Source organism: Streptomyces nanshensis (assembly GCF_001751255.1).
GTDB classification, from domain to species: domain Bacteria; phylum Actinomycetota; class Actinomycetes; order Streptomycetales; family Streptomycetaceae; genus Streptomyces; species Streptomyces nanshensis_A.
The window spans coordinates 1-16,760 of sequence record NZ_LJGW01000371.1 but is presented as its reverse complement, the minus strand read 5'-3'; the positions used below and the strand labels follow the sequence as shown (position 1 = coordinate 16,760).

Sequence of the window (16,760 nt, the reverse complement as noted above, 5' to 3'; positions counted from 1 at the left end):
TCGCCGCCGCGCTGCGCGCCCTGCTCGCCGCCGACCCGGACGTGACGGGCGCCCACCTCACACCCGGCGGCCCCGGTACGGACGGCACGCTCGCCGTCACGCTGACCCCGCGTGCCGCCGCCGACAAGGACACCGCGACCGCGGCCGTACGCCGCATCGCGGGCGCGCTCGCCTCCGACGAGACCCTGCGCGCCCGTCTCGTACGGGGACTGGAACTGGCGCTGCTGCCGCCCGGCACCGCCCTCCCCGGGGACGCGCTCTACCGGGACTGACGCCGGGAGCCGGCTGCCCCCGTAGTCCGTACGGCTCGACATGCGAGCCCCGTGCACGCGGCGGAGGATGGTGAGCGTCCAACCTCCGACGTGTCAGGAGTGCCATGTCGACAGAGACGGAGCTGCAGAGCACTGCGGCGGAATTCCTCGGAACCCTGGTCCTCGTCTTCTTCGCGGTGGGTGCCACGGTGCTGTCGGGTGAGTACATCGGCACGCTCGGCATCGCCCTCACCTTCGGCTTCACGCTGCTCGCCCTGGCCTACGTCTTCGGACCGGTCTCCGGCGCCCACGTGAACCCGGCGGTCACCCTCGGCATGCTCGCGGCCAAGCGGCTGGACGTGCACACCGCGGTGAAGTACTGGATCGCGCAGGTCGCCGGCGCCATCGCGGGCGCCGCGCTGCTCTTCCTGCTCGCCAAGCAGGTGCCCGGCCTCAAGACCAGCGGGAGCTTCGGCACCAACGGCTTCGGGGACCGCTCCGCGGTGCAGATCAACCTCGGCGGCGCCTTCCTCGCCGAACTGCTGCTGACGGCCCTGCTCGTGTACGTCTATCTCTGCATGACGCACAAGGTGACCATCGCGGGCTTCGGCGGACTGCCCATCGGCCTCACCCTGGCCGTGGTCAGCCTGATCGGCATCCCGCTCACGGGCGCGGGGGTCAATCCGGCCAGGAGCCTGGGCCCGGCGATCTTCGCGGGCGGCGCCGCCCTGACCCAGTTCTGGCTCTTCCTCGTGGCACCGCTCGCCGGCGGCCTGCTGGCGGCGGCCGTCTACCGCGTCACGCACCCGCCCGCGGGCGCGGAGCTGCACCGCAACCTCCAGCCCTCGGGCTCCGGCCGCTGACCGGCCGCCGCAGCGGACGGGTTCAGCCGAAGACCGGCCCCGTGAACTTCTCGCCCGGCCCCTGCCCCGGCTCGTCCGGTACGGCCGAGGCCTCGCGGAAGGCCAGTTGCAGCGACTTGAGCCCGTCGCGCAGCGGCGCCGCGTGGTACGAGCCGATCTCCGTGGCGCTCGCGGTGACCAGCCCGGCCAGGGCGTGGATCAGCTTGCGCGCCTCGTCCAGGTCGCGGTGCTGCTCGCCGTCCTCGGAGAGGCCGAGGTTCACCGCGGCGGAACTCATCAGGTGTACGGCGACGGTGGTGATCACCTCGACCGCCGGCACGTCCGCGATGTCGCGGGTCATGCTGTCGAAGTCGGGCGCACCGGAGGCGCCTCGGGCCGCGTCGGCAGGCCCCGCGGGGCCGCCCGGTTCGGTGTCGCTCATGCGTGCCACCCTAGAACCCCCCGCGGTGCCGCTTCCCGCCCAGGTGCCCCCGCCCGCCCGGCTGGGAGCCCTTCGTGACCCCTGGTATGCTGGGACATCGACCGGCTGGAGAGCACAAGACTCCGGCCCGCAAGTGGAGGCTCCGAACTCCCACCTGACGGCCCTCTGGGCCGCGGGTCAACGGTCAGGCTGCGCCCCGCGGTTCACGCGTCGGTGCTCCAGGTCTTTGAGGAGCCACCGCCTGTGTCCGTCAGGGGCGTTTTTGCGTCTGCGTGCGGTGGTCACCCACAGACGACATCACTTACGCGGCCGTCCGCCAGACCGCCGCGCCGTGTACCCGAGGAGGCCCCATCAGCGCCGAGCCCCGCATCAACGACCGGATTCGCGTCCCCGAGGTGCGACTCGTCGGTCCCAGTGGCGAGCAGGTCGGCATCGTGCCGCTTGCCAAGGCCCTGGAGCTCGCACAGGAATACGACCTCGACCTGGTCGAGGTGGCCGCGACGGCACGTCCGCCGGTGTGCAAGCTCATGGACTACGGAAAGTTCAAGTACGAGTCGGCCATGAAGGCCCGTGAAGCGCGCAAGAACCAGGCGCACACGGTCATCAAGGAGATGAAGCTCCGGCCGAAGATCGATCCGCACGACTACGACACCAAGAAGGGTCACGTCGTCCGGTTCCTCAAGCAGGGTGACAAGGTCAAGATCACGATCATGTTCCGCGGACGTGAGCAGTCCCGCCCCGAGCTGGGCTTCCGTCTGCTCCAGCGGCTCGCGGACGACGTCGCCGACCTTGGCTTCGTGGAATCCAACCCGAAGCAGGACGGCCGCAACATGATCATGGTGCTCGGTCCGCACAAGAAGAAGACCGAGGCGATGGCCGAGGCCCGCGAGGCTCAGGCCGCCCGCAAGGCCGGCCGCCAGCAGGAGAGCAGCCCCGCCGAGGAGCCTGCCGAGGAGCCCGCCGAGGCGTGAGTTCCTCCAGGGGCTCGCCTCGGGAAGCCCCTCAAGGACAACCACCCGTACCAGCGATACAGGACGTCCTCGCACCCGGCCCGACGGGCCGGACGGCGGGGTGTCATCGACGAGGAGTGAACGGCGAGATGCCGAAGAACAAGACGCACAGCGGTGCCCGCAAGCGCTTCAAGATCACCGGCTCGGGCAAGGTGATGCGCCAGCGTGCCGGCCGCCGCCACCTTCTCGAGCACAAGCCGTCCACCTTGACGCGCCGCCTGGCCGGCAAGACCGAGATGGCGCCCGCCGACGCGAAGAAGGCCAAGAAGCTTCTCGGCAAGTAAGGCCGGTCCGACCGGGTCCCCATCGATCGGGCTGGGTGGTCGTTCCACCAGACCGGCCCCGTGTACCAAGGAGTTATCAAGTGGCACGCGTCAAGCGGTCCGTCAACGCACACAAGAAGCGCCGCGCGATCCTCGAGCAGGCCAGCGGCTACCGCGGTCAGCGCTCGCGCCTGTACCGCAAGGCGAAGGAGCAGGTCACCCACTCCTACGTCTACAACTACAACGACCGTAAGCGGCGCAAGGGCGACTTCCGGCAGCTCTGGATCCAGCGCATCAACGCCGCCGCCCGCGCCAACGGCATCACGTACAACCGCTTCATCCAGGGTCTGAAGGCCGCCAACATCGAGGTGGACCGCAAGATCCTCGCCGACCTCGCGGTCAACGACGCCGGTGCCTTCACCGCGCTCGTCGAGACGGCGCAGAAGGCGCTCCCGAGCGACGTCAACGCCCCGAAGGCCGCCTGAAGCACGCGTCACAGCACGCCGGAGGCATGACGTATCCGCAGCGGACCCGCGGGCAGCACTGCCCGCGGGTCCGCTGCTGTGCGTGCCGTACGGCCACGAACGAGAAGTGAGCCGCCGCCCATGGGCACCCCCGATCTGATCTCGCCGCGCTCCGCACGTGTCGCCGCCGCGCGGCGCCTTCTGCGGCGCAACTTCCGCGCCAAGGACCGCCGTTTCCTCGCCGAGGGGCCGCAGGCCGTACGGGAGGCGGCTGCCGCGTACCGCACCGCGGGCGACGGGGACGGCCGGGGAGCCGAAGTCCCCGTACTCGTCGAGCTGTTCGCCACACCGGAGGCGGCCGGGCGGTACCCGGAGATCCTGGACGGGGCCCGGGAGTCCGGGGCACGTGTGCACCTCGCCGATCCGCGGACGCTGGAGGACATTGCCAGCACCGTCAGCCCGCAGGGTCTCGTCGGGGTCTGCCGCTTCCTCGACTCCCCGCTGGAGGCGGTGCTCGCGGCACGGCCGCGGCTCGTGGCCGTGCTCGCGCACGTACGCGACCCCGGCAACGCGGGCACGGTGCTGCGCTGTGCGGACGCCGCCGGCGCCGACGCCGTGATCCTCACCGACGCCTCCGTCGACCTCTACAACCCCAAGACGGTGCGGGCGTCCGCCGGTTCGCTCTTCCATCTGCCGGTCGTCGTCGGCGTACCGGCGGACGAGGCCGCCGCGGGGCTGCGTACGGCGGGCGTACGGCTGCTGGCGGCCGACGGCGCTGGCGAGCGGGACCTCGACGCCGAACTGGACGAGGGGGCGATGGGCGGCCCCACCGGCTGGATCTTCGGCAACGAGGCATGGGGTCTGCCGGAGGAGACGCGGGCGTTGGCGGACGGGGTCGTGCGCGTACCCATCCACGGGCGGGCGGAGAGCCTCAACTTGGCGACGGCGGCGGCGGTATGCCTGTACGCCTCGGCCCGCGCCCAGCGCACCACCCAGAGCGGCACCGCATAGGCGGCACCCGGGGTGCGGTGCGGGTGCTGCCGGGGGCGCACACCACGGGCGGGATCCGTGCGCCCCGGTGTACGCCCTGAGCGCTCCCTTCGTCGCTGCGTGTGCGGCCTTCCGCCGCCGTCGCGGGGAGGGACACCGTGCGCGGTGCACTAGTAGGGTGGCCGGGCCCGGGGGCGGTGCCGGCAGAGCCCCCTTCTGGGCCGGTGGATCCAGTGCGGTGAGGAGAGGGGGGTGCGGCGGCATGGACGCGGGGGCGCAGCGCATACAGCCGCGCGGAGCCCCGTCCTCGTCCCCCTCGGCCGGTGTCCGCGCGGACCCGTCCGGGCGCGACGCGGCGGAGCGCCACGCGCCCGTCCCCGATCCGCCCGCCTCCGGCGCACGCGCCGAGTCCCACGACACCGGCGACGCCTGGCTTGGTCTGCACCCCGACGACCTGCCCGAGGGGATCGTCGTCGCCGACGGTACGGGCCGGGTCGTCTGCTTCAACGCCGCCGCCTCCCGCATCACCGGGCTCACCGCCGCCGACGCCCTGGGCGCGGCCTTCCAGCAGGTGCTGCCGCTGGAGGATGTGGACGGCCGCCGCTGGTGGCAGGTGACCGACCCCTACGGCGGCCTCGCCACCCGTACCGGCCAGCCCGAGCGGAATCTGCTGCTGCCCGGCGGCCGTGAGGTGATGGTGGCCGCCCGCTACGTACGGGCGTACCCGAAGGGCCCGCTCCAGCGGCTCGTGGTGACGCTGCGCGGCACCGAGGCCCGGCGCCGTGCCGAGCGCAGCCATGCCGAGCTGATAGCGACCGTCGCGCACGAACTGCGCTCCCCGCTCACCTCCGTGAAGGGCTTCACCGCGACGCTGCTGGCGAAGTGGGAGCGCTTCACCGACGACCAGAAGCGGCTGATGCTGGAGACCGTCGACGCCGACGCCAACCGCGTCACACGGCTCATCGCCGAGCTGCTCGACATCTCCCGCATCGACTCCGGACGACTCGAAGTGCGCCGCCAGCCCGTCGACATGGCCGCCGCCGTACGCCGTCACGTCGAGGCCCACATCGCCGCCGGACGCTCGGCCGACCGCTTCGCGGTCCGCGTCAGCGAGCCGCTGCCCGGACTGTGGGCCGACCCCGACAAGGTCGACCAGGTGCTGGGCAATCTGCTGGAAAACGCCGTGCGTCACGGCGAGGGCACTGTCACCATCGAGGTGGCAGCCGCACCGCTGCGCCACGACGAAGAAGGAACGGCGGTCACCGTGAGCGACGAAGGCCCCGGCATCCCCGAGGAGTCGATGAGCCGCGTCTTCACCCGCTTCTGGCGGGGAAGCAAGCGCGGCGGCACCGGCCTGGGCCTGTACATCGTCAAGGGCATCGTCGAAGCGCACGGCGGGACGATCGCCGTGGACCGCGCGGCCGACGGCGGCGCCCGGTTCCGATTTACCCTGCCCGTGGGCGCCCCGGCCTTTCTGGCCTGAGCGGCGCGCACGGGCTTCTCCGCGGTCCGCGCGAGCGCGGCCCCTCCGCGTGATCAGGCGATCACGGCCGTGTGCGGGGGCGTGCGCCCGCCCATCTAGACTCGGCTGCCGGGGTCCCCGGGCCCGCCAAGGGGCGAGGGAACGCCGGCACAGCCGGATCCGAATCGGAAGTACGGGAAGAGATGTCCGCACCCAACAAGTCCTACGACCCCGTCGAGGTCGAGGCGCTCAAACCGGAAGTGATCGACCGGGCGAAGGACGAGGCGCTCGCCGCCGTCGCCGCCGCCGGTGATCTCGAGGCGCTGCGGGAGGTGAAGGCCGCCCACGCGGGCGACCGTTCCCCGCTGGCCCTCGCCAACCGCGAGATCGGCGCTCTGCCCCCGCACGCGAAGGCCGACGCGGGCAAGCGCGTCGGGCAGGCGCGCGGCGCCGTCTCGCAGGCGCTGAAGCAGCGGCAGGAGGAGCTGGAGCGCGAGCGCGACGAGCGGGTGCTCGTCGAGGAGGCGGTCGACGTCACGCTGCCCTACGACCGGCTGCCCGCCGGCGCCCGCCACCCGCTGACGACGTTCAGCGAGCGGGTCGAGGACGTCTTCGTCGCCATGGGGTACGCGGTGGCCGAGGGCCCCGAGACCGAGGCGGAGTGGTTCAACTTCGACGCCCTGAACATCGGCCCGGACCACCCCGCGCGCACGATGCAGGACACCTTCTTCGTCCGCGGACCCGGGGAGCCGGGGGACGGGGACGCGCCGGGCTCCGCCGAGGACAGCGGCGTCGTGCTGCGTACGCACACCTCGCCCGTGCAGATCCGTACGCTGCTCGACCGCGAGCCGCCCGTCTACGTCATCTGCCCCGGCCGGGTCTTCCGTACCGACGAGCTGGACGCCACGCACACCCCCGTCTTCACGCAGGTCGAACTGCTCGCCGTCGACGAGGGTCTGACGATGGCCGACCTCAAGGGCACGCTCGACCACATGGTGCGCGAGCTGTTCGGCGAGGGCGTGCACACGAGGCTGCGGCCCAACTACTTCCCGTTCACCGAGCCGTCGGCCGAGATGGACATGGTCTGCTACCGCTGCCACGGCGCGTCCGTGGGCGATCCGGACAACCCGTGCCGTACGTGTTCCAGCGAGGGCTGGATCGAGCTCGGCGGCTGCGGGATGGTCAACCCGCGTGTGCTGACCGCCTGCGGCGTGGACCCGGAGAGGTACAGCGGCTTCGCCTTCGGGTTCGGGATCGAGCGGATGATGATGTTCCGCCACAACGTCGAGGACATGCGAGACATGGTCGAGGGTGACGTGCGTTTCACCAGGCCGTTCGGGATGGAGATCTGATGCGCGCCCCGCTTTCGTGGCTGCGAGAGTACGTGGAACTGCCGGCGGGCGAGACCGGCCGTGACGTCGCGGCGAAGCTCATCGAGGCCGGCCTGGAGGTCGAGACCGTCGACCGGCTCGGCGCCGGGATCCATGGGCCGCTCGTCGTCGGCAAGGTGCTGGCGATCGAGGAGCTGACCGAGTTCAAGAAGCCCATCCGCTACTGCCAGGTCGACGTCGGCGACGCCAACGGCACCGGTGAACCGCAGAACATCGTCTGCGGCGCGACCAACTTCCGCGTCGGCGACAAGGTCGTCGTGGTGCTCCCGGGCGCCGTGCTGCCCGGCGGCTTCGCCATCAGCGCCCGCAAGACCTACGGCAAGGTCTCCGAGGGCATGATCTGCTCCGGCGGCGAGCTGGGCCTGCCGGACGACGGCACGGGGATCCTCGTGCTGCCGCCGGAGTACGAGCCGGGCGCCGACGCGGTCGAGGTGCTCGAACTGGTCGACGAGGTACTGGACATCGCCGTCACGCCCGACCGCGGCTACTGCCTCTCCATGCGCGGCATCGCCCGCGAGACGGCCACGGCGTACGGTCTCCAGCTCCGCGACCCCGCGCTGCTCGACGTGCCCACGCCCAACGCCGAGGGCTACCAGGTGGAGGTCGCCGACCCGCGCGGCTGCGACCGCTTCGCGGCCCGTACGGTCACGGGGCTGCGCCCGGAGGCCGCCTCGCCGCTGTGGCTCCGGCGGCGTCTGCAGAAGTCCGGCATGCGCCCGGTCTCGCTGCCCGTCGACATCACCAACTACGTGATGCTGGAGTTGGGTTCGCCGCTGCACGCCTACGACCGCACCCGGCTGGAGGGCCCCATCACGGTCCGCCGTGCGGTCGCGGGCGAGCTGCTGACCACGCTCGACGGCACCAAGCGGAAGCTGGACGCCGACGATCTGGTGATCGCGGACGAGACCGGCCCCATCGGCCTGGCCGGAGTGATGGGCGGCATCGACAGCGAGGTCGCCGACCCGGAGCAGGACGAGCAGAGCGGCGAGTGGCGCGGCACCACCGAAGTGGTCGTCGAGGCCGCCCACTTCGACCCGGTGACCGTCGCCCGTACCAGCCGCCGGCACCGCATCTCCTCCGAGGCGTCGCGGCGCTTCGAGCGCGGCGTCGACCCGGAGGCCGCGGCCGCCGCCGCGCAGCGCACCGTCGATCTGCTGGTGCTGCTGGGCGGAGGCACGGCCGAGGCGGGCGTCACGTATTTCGTCACGCCGCACGGCCCGCACACCGTCAAGATCCCGGCGTCGCACCCCGGCCGGGTCGCGGGCGTCGACTATCCCCGTGAGGCCGTCGTACGGCGGCTCCAGCAGGTGGGATGCGACGTGTACGGGCAGGACGAGCTGACCGTCACCGTCCCCTCCTGGCGCTCCGACCTGACCGACCCCAACGACCTGGCCGAGGAGGTCATCCGGCTGGAGGGCTACGCGAATCTGCCCTCCACGCTGCCCCGTCCGCCCGCCGGGCGCGGTCTGACGGAACGGCAGCGGCTGCACCGCCGGGTGGGGCGGGCGCTGGCCGGCGCCGGATATGTCGAGGCGCTCAACTACCCGTTCGTCGGGGCGGATTCGTTCGACCAGCTCGGCCTGGCCGAGGACGATCCGCGCCGCCGTACGGTCACGCTCGTCAACCCGCTCTCCGACGAGGAACCGGCGATGCGCACAACGCTGCTGCCGGGTCTTCTCGCGGCGCTGCGGCGTAACGACGGCCGCGGCAGCCAGGGCAGCCAGGGCTCGCTGGCCCTCTTCGAGACGGGCCTGGTCTTCCTGCCCACCGGAGAGGAGACGCGCGCGGCGCGGCTGCGCGTGGACGCCCGCCCCTCCGAGGAGGAGATCGCCTCGCTGGGCGCCGCGCTGCCGCGCCAGCCCCGGCACGTCGCCGTGGTCCTCGCCGGGCCCCGCGAACAGCCGGGCTGGTGGGGCGAGGGCCGTGCCGCCGGATGGGCCGACGCGGTCGAGGCCGCGCGTACGGTGGCGCACGCCGCCGGCGCGGAACTGACCGTGCGCGCCGCGCAGTTCGCGCCCTGGCACCCCGGCCGGTGCGCGGCCCTGTACGTACACGGAGCGGACGGCGAGGAGCAACTCGTCGGGCACGCGGGCGAGTTGCACCCGCGCGTGGTCAAGGCGCTCGGGCTGCCGCAGCGTACGTGCGCGATGGAGATCGACCTCGACGCGGCCGAGAGCGCGGGCGGCGGTGTCGTCCCGGCGCCGAGCGTCTCCGGCTTCCCGGTGGCGACGCGGGACGTCGCCCTGGTCGTGGACGAGTCCGTTCCGGCCGCCCGGGTGGAGGCGGCGCTGCGCGAGGGCGCCGGCGAACTCCTCGAATCTGTACGGCTGTTCGACGTCTTCGCCGGTGAACAGCTCGGCAGCGGCAGGAAGTCGCTGGCGTACGCGCTGCGCTTCCGCGCGGCCGACCGCACGCTGACCGCGGAGGAGGCCTCGGCGGCGCGGGACGCCGCGGTGGCCTCGGCGGCGGAGCGTACGGGCGCGGTGCTGCGCGGGGCGGAGGCCGCCGCCGGCGCCTGAGCCGCCCGTCCTCCGCGGACACCGTCCGCACGAACCGGCCCGGTCCCTGACTCCCAGGGGCCGGGCCGCAGTTTGTCCGAGATCATGCGTCATCTCACTCAATCGTGTGAGCTATGCCGGTCCTTGGTCGCCGTGGTCCGTGCGTCCGACACCATCGTGCTCGTCGTAGGGGGTTGCAGGGCGGAGGGGGCAGGACAGCAGCACGGCGGGGCGAGCGGTCGCCCCGAGGCCGGAGGGAACATCCGCATGACCGGAGACCAGGCAGCGCGCGCCGGCGGCACGGGCCTTGGCGTCGCGAGTCCCGGCGTCACGGGCCCCGGCCCCGGAGCGACGAAGGGCGGCACGGCCGGAGGGGGCGGGGGAGGAAGAACCTCGGACCGCGGGCCCGGACGGGCGCGTGGCCGGTGGAACGTGCGGACGACGGTGGGCTTCGCGGTCCCGGCGGTCTGGGTCGTCGGCGTCCTCGCCTGGGAGCTGCTGCTGCCCGTGAGCACCCACTGCGTGGCCCTCCTCGCGGCGACTCCCGCGCTGGCGTGCGCCGGTACGGGCGCGCGCACCGGCGTCTGGCTCGGCGGCGGCTGCGCGCTGTTCGCGCTCTACCCGCTGGGCACCGTCCCCGTGTACGAGGAGTTCGCCGGCAAGTCCGGCATGTTCGCGGCCATCCTCTGTGTGGCGGTGGCCAGTTGTTACGCGCTGCGGCGCCGCGCCCGCCTCGCCGACGAGCTGGCCCGCACCCGCGAAGTGGCCACCGCCGCCCAACAGGCCCTGATACCGCCCCTGCCGCCGCACCTCGGCGGCCTCACCGTCGCCGCCGGATATCTCTCCGCCTCGCCCGGTGCCGCGGTGGGCGGCGATCTGTACGACGCCGTGGCCACGGCGTACGGCGTCCGCGTCGTGATCGGCGATGTGCGGGGCCATGGGCTCGGCGCGATCGGCACCGTCGCGGCGGTGCTCGGCGGCTTCCGTGAGGCGGCGTACGACGAGGCACGGCTGGAGCGCGTCCCGCACCGCCTGGAGCGGACGCTGGAGCGGCACCTCGCCGCCGGCCGCGGCACCGCCGCCGGACCGCAGGACCCGGTCGTGGACGAGGAGTTCGTGACGGTGCTGCTGCTGGAGGTGCGCCCCGACGGTGCGGTACGTGCCGTCAACTGCGGCCATCCCTGGCCCTATCGGCTGGCCGCGGGGCAGAGCGGCAGACGCCGCCCCGAACCGGTCAGCACCGCCGAACCGCTGCCGCCGCTGGGCCTGACCCCGCTGCCGCCGGAGGTGCCCGCGCCCGCGACGCTCCGACTGCCGCCCGGCGAGGCGCTGTTCCTCTACACCGACGGGGCCGAGGACGCACGCGACGCCGACGGCGGCTTCTTCCCGCTGGGGGAGGCGCTCACGTCGGCGCTGTCCGTACGCGGCAGGAGACGGGACCGCCGCACCGCACGGGCCGGGGCCGTCGCGGTGGCGCACCCCGAGGACGTCGTGGAGTCCGTACGGCGGTCGCTGCTGCGCCATGCGTGCGGCAGGCTGCCCGACGACGTGGCCCTGCTCGCCCTGCGCAACGACCGCTGCCGCGTACACGGTCCCGCGCACGAGCGGCCGGAGCACGGGCCGCCGCCCGAGGATACGGAGGGACCAGGCGCTGGACGGGGCGGCGGTCCTGCGGGCGAGCCCGACGGCGAACAGGCCGGTGCGGACGGGCCGTTGGCCTGCTCGTGCCCCTGAGCGCCCGGCCGGCCCGCGGTCGCGATCGCTGTCACGGCCGGTGGGCGGGGGAGGCGGCGGAGCCACGGCGCGGCACAGGGCCCCGCCGCCGTCCCCACGGTGCGTACCGGGGCGTCAGCGGTACGCGAAGACCTCAGCCGTACGCGTAGAAGCCCGCGCCCGCCTTCCGGCCGAGCCGTCCCGCGTCCACCATCCGCTGGAGCAGCGGGGGAGCGGCGTACAGCGGCTCCTTGAACTCCGCGTACATCGAGTCGGCGACCGAGGCGACGGTGTCCAGCCCGATCAGGTCGGCGAGCTTCAGCGGACCCATCGGGTGGGCGCAGCCCAACTCCATGCCGTTGTCGATGTCTTCGCGGCTCGCGATCCCCGACTCGAACATCCGCACCGCGGAGAGCAGATATGGGATCAGCAGCGCGTTGACGACGAAGCCGGAGCGGTCCTGGGCGCGGATGGTGTGCTTGCCGAGGAGTCCGGAGACGGCCGCCTCAGCGCGCTTGATGGTCTCCTCGCCGGTGGTCAGCGCCGGAATGATCTCGACGAGCTTCTGCACCGGCGCCGGGTTGAAGAAGTGGATGCCGATGACCTGGTCCGGGCGCGAGGTCGCCACCGCCAGCTTCACCAGCGGGATCGAGGAGGTGTTGGAGGCCAGGATGGCGTCGGCCCGTGTCACGACCTGGTCGAGCACCCGGAAGATCTCGGTCTTGACCTGCTCGTTCTCGATCACGGCCTCGACGACGAGGTCCCGGTCGGCCAAGTCGCCCAGGTCGGTGGTGAAGGAGAGCCGGCCGAGCGTGGTGTCGCGCTCCTCCTCGGTGATCTTGCCGCGTTCGGCGGCCTTGCCGAGGGAGTTGGCCAGCCGCGTACGGCCCAGCTCCAGCGCCTCGCCGGTGGTCTCGGCGACCATGACGTCCAGTCCGGCCCGTGCGCACACCTCGGCGATGCCCGCGCCCATCTGGCCGCAGCCCACCACTCCGACGCGTTCGATGTCCGTCACCTCGTGCCTTTCGCTGATCCTGTGGTCCCCCGGCGTGACGGGCGTGACGGCCCCTGGAGGAGCGGCCCGCCGGGAACTGCCCCCGGAGGACGCGGAGTTGCCCGCTTCCTCCGCCCCCGGAGTGCCCGCGGGGGCGCTCCCACGCCGCCCACGACCGTACCTCCGAGTACGACGGCTGCGCGGGGCGGGGGCGAAAGCCGCCGTGGGGGCTTGTACGGGCGCGCCAGCCGCGACAGCATCGGCTCTCCGCCCTCCGGATTGGTCTCCACCACTGTGCGGCCGGGGAGGAGCGGGCCCGTACGGGCAGGACCACGGCGGCGACCAGCGGCCCTGTGGACGCAGGGACCACGAAGGGGGAAGAGACGACGATGCGCCTCACACGCAGAAGTTTCGCGGCGGTTTCGGCGGGGGCACTGGCCGGTGTGGCCGGTTCCTCCAACCTCACCGCGGCGGCGCAGGAGCGGCGGGACGCCCTCGACGGCCGCGGCCCGGCGCCCGGCCACCGCGGCGGCCACCGCGAACTGCGCGGCATGTGGATCGCGACGGTCGACAACCGGGACTGGCCCAGCGCTCAGGGCCTCACGCCCAGCGAGCAACGGGCCGAGCTGATCGCGCACTTGGACACCGCGAAGCGGCGCCGCCTCAACACGGTCTGGTTCCAGGCGAGACCGACGGCCGACGCGCTGTGGCCCTCGCGGCACGAGCCGTGGTCGGAGTGGCTGACCGGCGTACAGGGCGAGGACCCCGGCTGGGACCCGCTGGGCTTCGTCGTGCGCGAGGGGCACCGGCGGGGTCTGGCGGTCGAGGCGTGGTTCAACCCGTACCGCATCGCGCTCCACGACGACCCCGGCAAGCTCGTGCCCTCGCATCCGGCCCGCCGCCACCCCGACTGGGTCGTGCGCTACGGCGGCCAGCTCTACTACAACCCCGGCCTGCCGCAGGTCCGCCGCTTCGTGCAGGACGCGATGCTCGACGCCGTACGCCGCTACGACATCGACGGCGTGCACTGGGACGACTACTTCTACCCGTATCCGGTCGAGGGCGAGACCTTCGACGACGACGCCGCCTTCGCGAAGTACGGCAAGGGCTTCCCGGACCGCGCCGCCTGGCGCCGGGACAACATCGACCTGCTGGTGGCGGAGGCGTCCCGGCGCATCCGCCGTGTGCGGCCCGGACTGCCCTTCGGGATCAGCCCGTTCGGCGTGTGGCGCAACAAGTCCAGCGATCCGGCCGGTTCGGACAGCGCGGCGCAGGTGCAGACGTACGACGACCTGTACGCGGACACCCGCCGGTGGGTGCGCGAGGGGCGCATCGACTACGTCATCCCGCAGCTCTACTGGCACATGGGCTTCGAGGACGCCGACTACACCAAGCTCGCCGCCTGGTGGGCGGAGACCGTACGCGGCACCCGTACCCGCCTCTACATCGGCGAGGCCCTCTACAAGGCGGGCGACCCGGCGCAGCCCGAGCAGTGGCAGGACCCGGCCGAGCTCTCCCGGCACCTCACGTACTGCCGGTCGCTGCCCGAGGTGCGCGGGCACGCCTTCTTCTCGGCGAAGGAGGTCTCGGAGGACGTGATCGAGGCGATGGACCGCGTCGTCGCCGACCACTATCCGCGGCGCAGCGGGCAGCGCCCGCGCGGCTGACCGCACCGGATCCACGGCCTTCACGGTCGTGGTCCACGGCCGCGGGCCGTGACCGGAGGGCGTGTGCCCGGCCGGTCACGGCCCGCGGTGAGCGCCCCGTCAGGCGTGGCGCTTGGTCTTCTTCCGTTCCTGTACGACGGAGTCGGGGCCCGGCGACATCACTGCCTCGTGCCCGTCGTCGAAGCGCACCCGGAACGGCGGTTCGCCGTCGGGTCCGAGCACCTCGACGATCTCCGCTTCTCGGTCTGGTTCACCCACGACCCGGCCGTGTACCAGCAGCCGGTCGCCCGTGTTGGCTCGCATCAGGAGAACCCTCCTGTTCGCAGGGGATGCACCGGATGATCCCCGGAGTCCGGGATGTGCTGTCCGTACGCATATTCTAAGCCGGACGTCCCGGCCCGGCACTGCCTCGGTTCCCCCTCCCCTGCGGGGTCCGTGCGTGCCCGTACGGGCAGGACGTACCGGTCAGGTACGGGCCCGGTGGACGACCGCGATGCAGACCAGCACCGTCAGCGCGGTCGCCGGAGCGGCCGGCGGCAGATGCTCGCCGAGCAGGAAGACCGACCAGCCCAGCGTGAGCAGCGGCTGCGCGAGCTGGGTCTGACTGGCCTTGGCGACCCCCGCGAGGCCCATGCCCCGGTACCACAGCAGCAGCCCCAGCAACTGCGATCCCGTCGCCACCCACACCACCCCCGCCACCGCGTGCACGGTCAGCACGGCGGGCTCGGCCAGCAGCGCGACGACGGCGGCCGGAACGGCCAGCGGCAGACACCCCGCCAGCGCCCAGCCCACGACCTGGAGACCGGACAACTCCCGTGCCAGGCGGCCCCCTTCGCCGTACCCCGCAGCACACAGCAGCAGGGCGGCGAGCAGATACAGATCGCCGGTGACGAGGGCGCCGCCGCTCTCGTGCAGCGCGAAGGCGAGCACCGCCGCGGCGCCCGCGAGGGCGGCCGTCCAGAACAGCGGGCTGGGGCGTGAGCCGGTGCGCAGGGAGGAGTACGCGGCGGTCGTCAGCGGCAGCAGACCGACGACGACGGCGGCGTGCGCGGTCGAGGAGGTCTGCAGCGCCAGCGTCGTCAGCAGCGGGAACCCGATCATGACGCCGGACGCGGAGACGGCCAGCCACGGCCAGTGCCGTCGGGCCGGTACGGGCACACGCGCCACGGCGAGGATCACACAGGCGACGACCCCGGCGAGAACGGTGCGCAGCGCCGTGGCCGACCAGGGACCGAAGCCCTCCAGGGCCCAGGCCGTGGCGGGGAAGGTGAGCGAGAAGCAGGTGACGCCGAGCGCGGCCAGCAGCAGCCCGCCGCCGCGCGCAGGTCCCGGGCGGGGTGCGCCGGGGTGCGGGGGAGAGGGGGCGTGTGCGGTGAACGGGCCCTGATCCGCGGCCCGTTCAGCGGTCGGGCCGGATGCCGGGGCCGATGCCGGCGGCTGCGCCGGGCCCGCCGCACGGTCCGGGACTGCTATCGCACCGGGCTCGATAGCGCTACTCTCTGGTCTCATGCATGAGCGTAGCAGTGTGGCCGAACTGGCAGGAACCCTGCGACGGGAGGTCGACCGCTACTCCCCGGGAGAGAAGCTGCCGTCGAGCCGGGCGCTGGTCGAGCGGCACCGGGTCAGCCCGGTCACCGTCTCCCGCGCGCTCGCCCAACTCGCCGTCGAGGGGCTGGTGGTGACCCGTCCCGGAGCCGGAGTCTTCCGTGCCGACCGGCGCGGGGCCGCGCCCGAGCAGGGCGACACCTCGTGGCAGGAGGTGGCGCTGAGCGCCGAGGCCGCCGCGGACCAGGTGCAGCGGTCCGTGGACGCCTCGGGCGTCCTGGCCACCCTGTCCGTACCGCCGCCCGGCGTCATCGAGATGAGCGGCGGCTATCTGCCATCCCATCTGCGGCCCGAGAAGGCGCTGTCCGCGGCGCTCGCCCGCGCGGGACGCAGACCGGGCGCCTGGGAACGGCCGCCCCTGGAGGGCGTGGAGGAGCTGCGCGGCTGGTTCGCGCGCGAGATCGGCGGGCCCGGGGGAGACGTCACCGCCGCGGACGTCCTCGTCACCGCCGGCGGCCAGAGCGCCATCACCACCGCGCTGCGCGCGCTGGCGCCGCCCGGCGCCGCCGTCCTCGTCGAGTCCCCGACCTACCCGGGACTGATCGCCGCCGCGCGGGCCTCCGGGCTGCGCCCCGTCCCGGTACCGGTCGACACCGACGGGGTACGTCCGGGACTCCTCGAAGGAGCCTTCCGGGCGAGCGGCGCCCGGGTCTTCCTCTGCCAGCCCCTCTTCCAGAACCCGACGGGTGCGGTGCTTGCGGCGGAGCGCAGAGCGGCGGTGCTGGAGGCGGCGCGGCAGGCGGGAGCGTTCGTCGTCGAGGACGACTTCGCACGCCTGCTGGCCCACGAGGACGCCGGACCGCTGCCGCCCACGCTGCGCGCCCACGACCCCGACGGCCGGGTCGTCCACCTCTGTTCGCTGACGAAGGCCGCCTCGCCCAGCCTGCGCGTGGGCGCGCTCGCGGCGCGCGGCCCGGTGCTGGAGCGGCTGCGTGCGGTGCAGACCGTCGACAGCTTCTTCGTGCCGCGTCCGCTGCAGGAAGCGGCGCTGGAACTGGTGGGCTCGCCGGCCTGGCCGCGCCATCTGCGCACGGTCGCGGCCAAGTTGAGGGAGCGGCGCGAGGCGGCGCTCACCGCGCTCGCCCGCGAGGTGCCCGCGCTGCGTGTCACGTACGCGCCCCGCGGCGCCTACCACCTCTGGCTCCGGCTGCCCGACGGCACCGACGAG

At 73.3% G+C, this 16,760-nt stretch carries 15 protein-coding genes and 1 pseudogene; 12 read left to right on the top strand and 4 right to left on the bottom strand.

Features of this window, described 5'->3' with window-relative positions; translation table 11 throughout:
- Positions 1-272, top strand: a pseudogene (locus AN218_RS36940) (SseB family protein); the annotation flags it as partial.
- 104 nt (positions 273-376) lie between these two features.
- Complete coding sequence (locus AN218_RS21970; RefSeq protein WP_070018616.1) at positions 377-1,114, top strand: MIP family channel protein; 738 nt, start codon at positions 377-379, stop codon at positions 1,112-1,114.
- A gap of 22 nt (positions 1,115-1,136) precedes the next feature.
- Here the strand turns inward: AN218_RS21970 and AN218_RS21965 are convergent, their stop codons facing one another.
- Positions 1,137-1,535: a DUF1844 domain-containing protein gene (locus AN218_RS21965; protein WP_070018615.1), complete on the bottom strand. Its 399-nt coding sequence runs from the start codon at positions 1,533-1,535 to the stop codon at positions 1,137-1,139.
- A gap of 296 nt (positions 1,536-1,831) precedes the next feature.
- Here AN218_RS21965 and infC point away from each other — a divergent pair, with 296 nt between their 5' ends.
- The 8 genes from infC (at position 1,832) to AN218_RS21925 (ending at position 11,347) form a co-directional block, all read left to right on the top strand.
- The gene (gene infC, locus AN218_RS21960; RefSeq protein WP_079132446.1) at positions 1,832-2,506 is read left to right on the top strand and encodes a translation initiation factor IF-3; all 675 of its coding nucleotides are present in this window, start codon (positions 1,832-1,834) and stop codon (positions 2,504-2,506) included.
- A gap of 128 nt (positions 2,507-2,634) precedes the next feature.
- A complete protein-coding gene (gene rpmI, locus AN218_RS21955) occupies positions 2,635-2,829 on the top strand; it encodes a 50S ribosomal protein L35 (protein WP_070018614.1) in 195 nt (64 codons plus the stop codon).
- An 80-nt stretch (positions 2,830-2,909) separates the two neighbouring features.
- Positions 2,910-3,293: a 50S ribosomal protein L20 gene (gene rplT, locus AN218_RS21950; RefSeq protein WP_070012487.1), complete on the top strand. Its 384-nt coding sequence runs from the start codon at positions 2,910-2,912 to the stop codon at positions 3,291-3,293.
- A gap of 120 nt (positions 3,294-3,413) precedes the next feature.
- A complete protein-coding gene (locus tag AN218_RS21945) occupies positions 3,414-4,283 on the top strand; it encodes a TrmH family RNA methyltransferase (RefSeq protein ID WP_070018613.1) in 870 nt (289 codons plus the stop codon).
- Positions 4,284-4,524: 241 nt separating this feature from the next.
- Positions 4,525-5,745: a sensor histidine kinase gene (locus AN218_RS21940; protein ID WP_079132445.1), complete on the top strand. Its 1,221-nt coding sequence runs from the start codon at positions 4,525-4,527 to the stop codon at positions 5,743-5,745.
- Positions 5,746-5,927: 182 nt separating this feature from the next.
- Entirely contained in the window at positions 5,928-7,076 is a 1,149-nt protein-coding gene (pheS, locus tag AN218_RS21935; protein ID WP_070018612.1) for a phenylalanine--tRNA ligase subunit alpha, read from the top strand.
- A complete protein-coding gene (pheT, locus tag AN218_RS21930; protein WP_070018611.1) occupies positions 7,076-9,634 on the top strand; it encodes a phenylalanine--tRNA ligase subunit beta in 2,559 nt (852 codons plus the stop codon). Before pheS ends, pheT begins: the two co-directional genes overlap by 1 nt.
- A gap of 411 nt (positions 9,635-10,045) precedes the next feature.
- Entirely contained in the window at positions 10,046-11,347 is a 1,302-nt protein-coding gene (locus AN218_RS21925; RefSeq protein WP_244900578.1) for a PP2C family protein-serine/threonine phosphatase, read from the top strand.
- 133 nt (positions 11,348-11,480) lie between these two features.
- Here the strand turns inward: AN218_RS21925 and AN218_RS21920 are convergent, their stop codons facing one another.
- Positions 11,481-12,341 (bottom strand): 3-hydroxybutyryl-CoA dehydrogenase, encoded by an 861-nt coding sequence (locus AN218_RS21920; protein ID WP_070018609.1) that lies wholly within the window; start codon positions 12,339-12,341, stop codon positions 11,481-11,483.
- 368 nt (positions 12,342-12,709) lie between these two features.
- Here AN218_RS21920 and AN218_RS21915 point away from each other — a divergent pair, with 368 nt between their 5' ends.
- A complete protein-coding gene (locus tag AN218_RS21915; protein WP_070018608.1) occupies positions 12,710-13,987 on the top strand; it encodes a glycoside hydrolase family 10-like protein in 1,278 nt (425 codons plus the stop codon).
- A gap of 99 nt (positions 13,988-14,086) precedes the next feature.
- Here the strand turns inward: AN218_RS21915 and AN218_RS21910 are convergent, their stop codons facing one another.
- On the bottom strand, positions 14,087-14,290 hold the full coding sequence (locus tag AN218_RS21910; RefSeq protein ID WP_070018607.1) for a DUF1918 domain-containing protein: 204 nt from the start codon (positions 14,288-14,290) through the stop codon (positions 14,087-14,089).
- Positions 14,291-14,452: 162 nt separating this feature from the next.
- Entirely contained in the window at positions 14,453-15,496 is a 1,044-nt protein-coding gene (locus AN218_RS21905) for a DMT family transporter (protein WP_079132443.1), read from the bottom strand.
- On the opposite strand from AN218_RS21905, the gene AN218_RS21900 reads away from it, so the two are divergent.
- A partial coding sequence (locus AN218_RS21900) for an aminotransferase-like domain-containing protein (RefSeq protein WP_070018618.1) occupies positions 15,495-16,760 on the top strand: 1,266 nt, incomplete at its 3' end. The genes AN218_RS21905 and AN218_RS21900 overlap by 2 nt on opposite strands.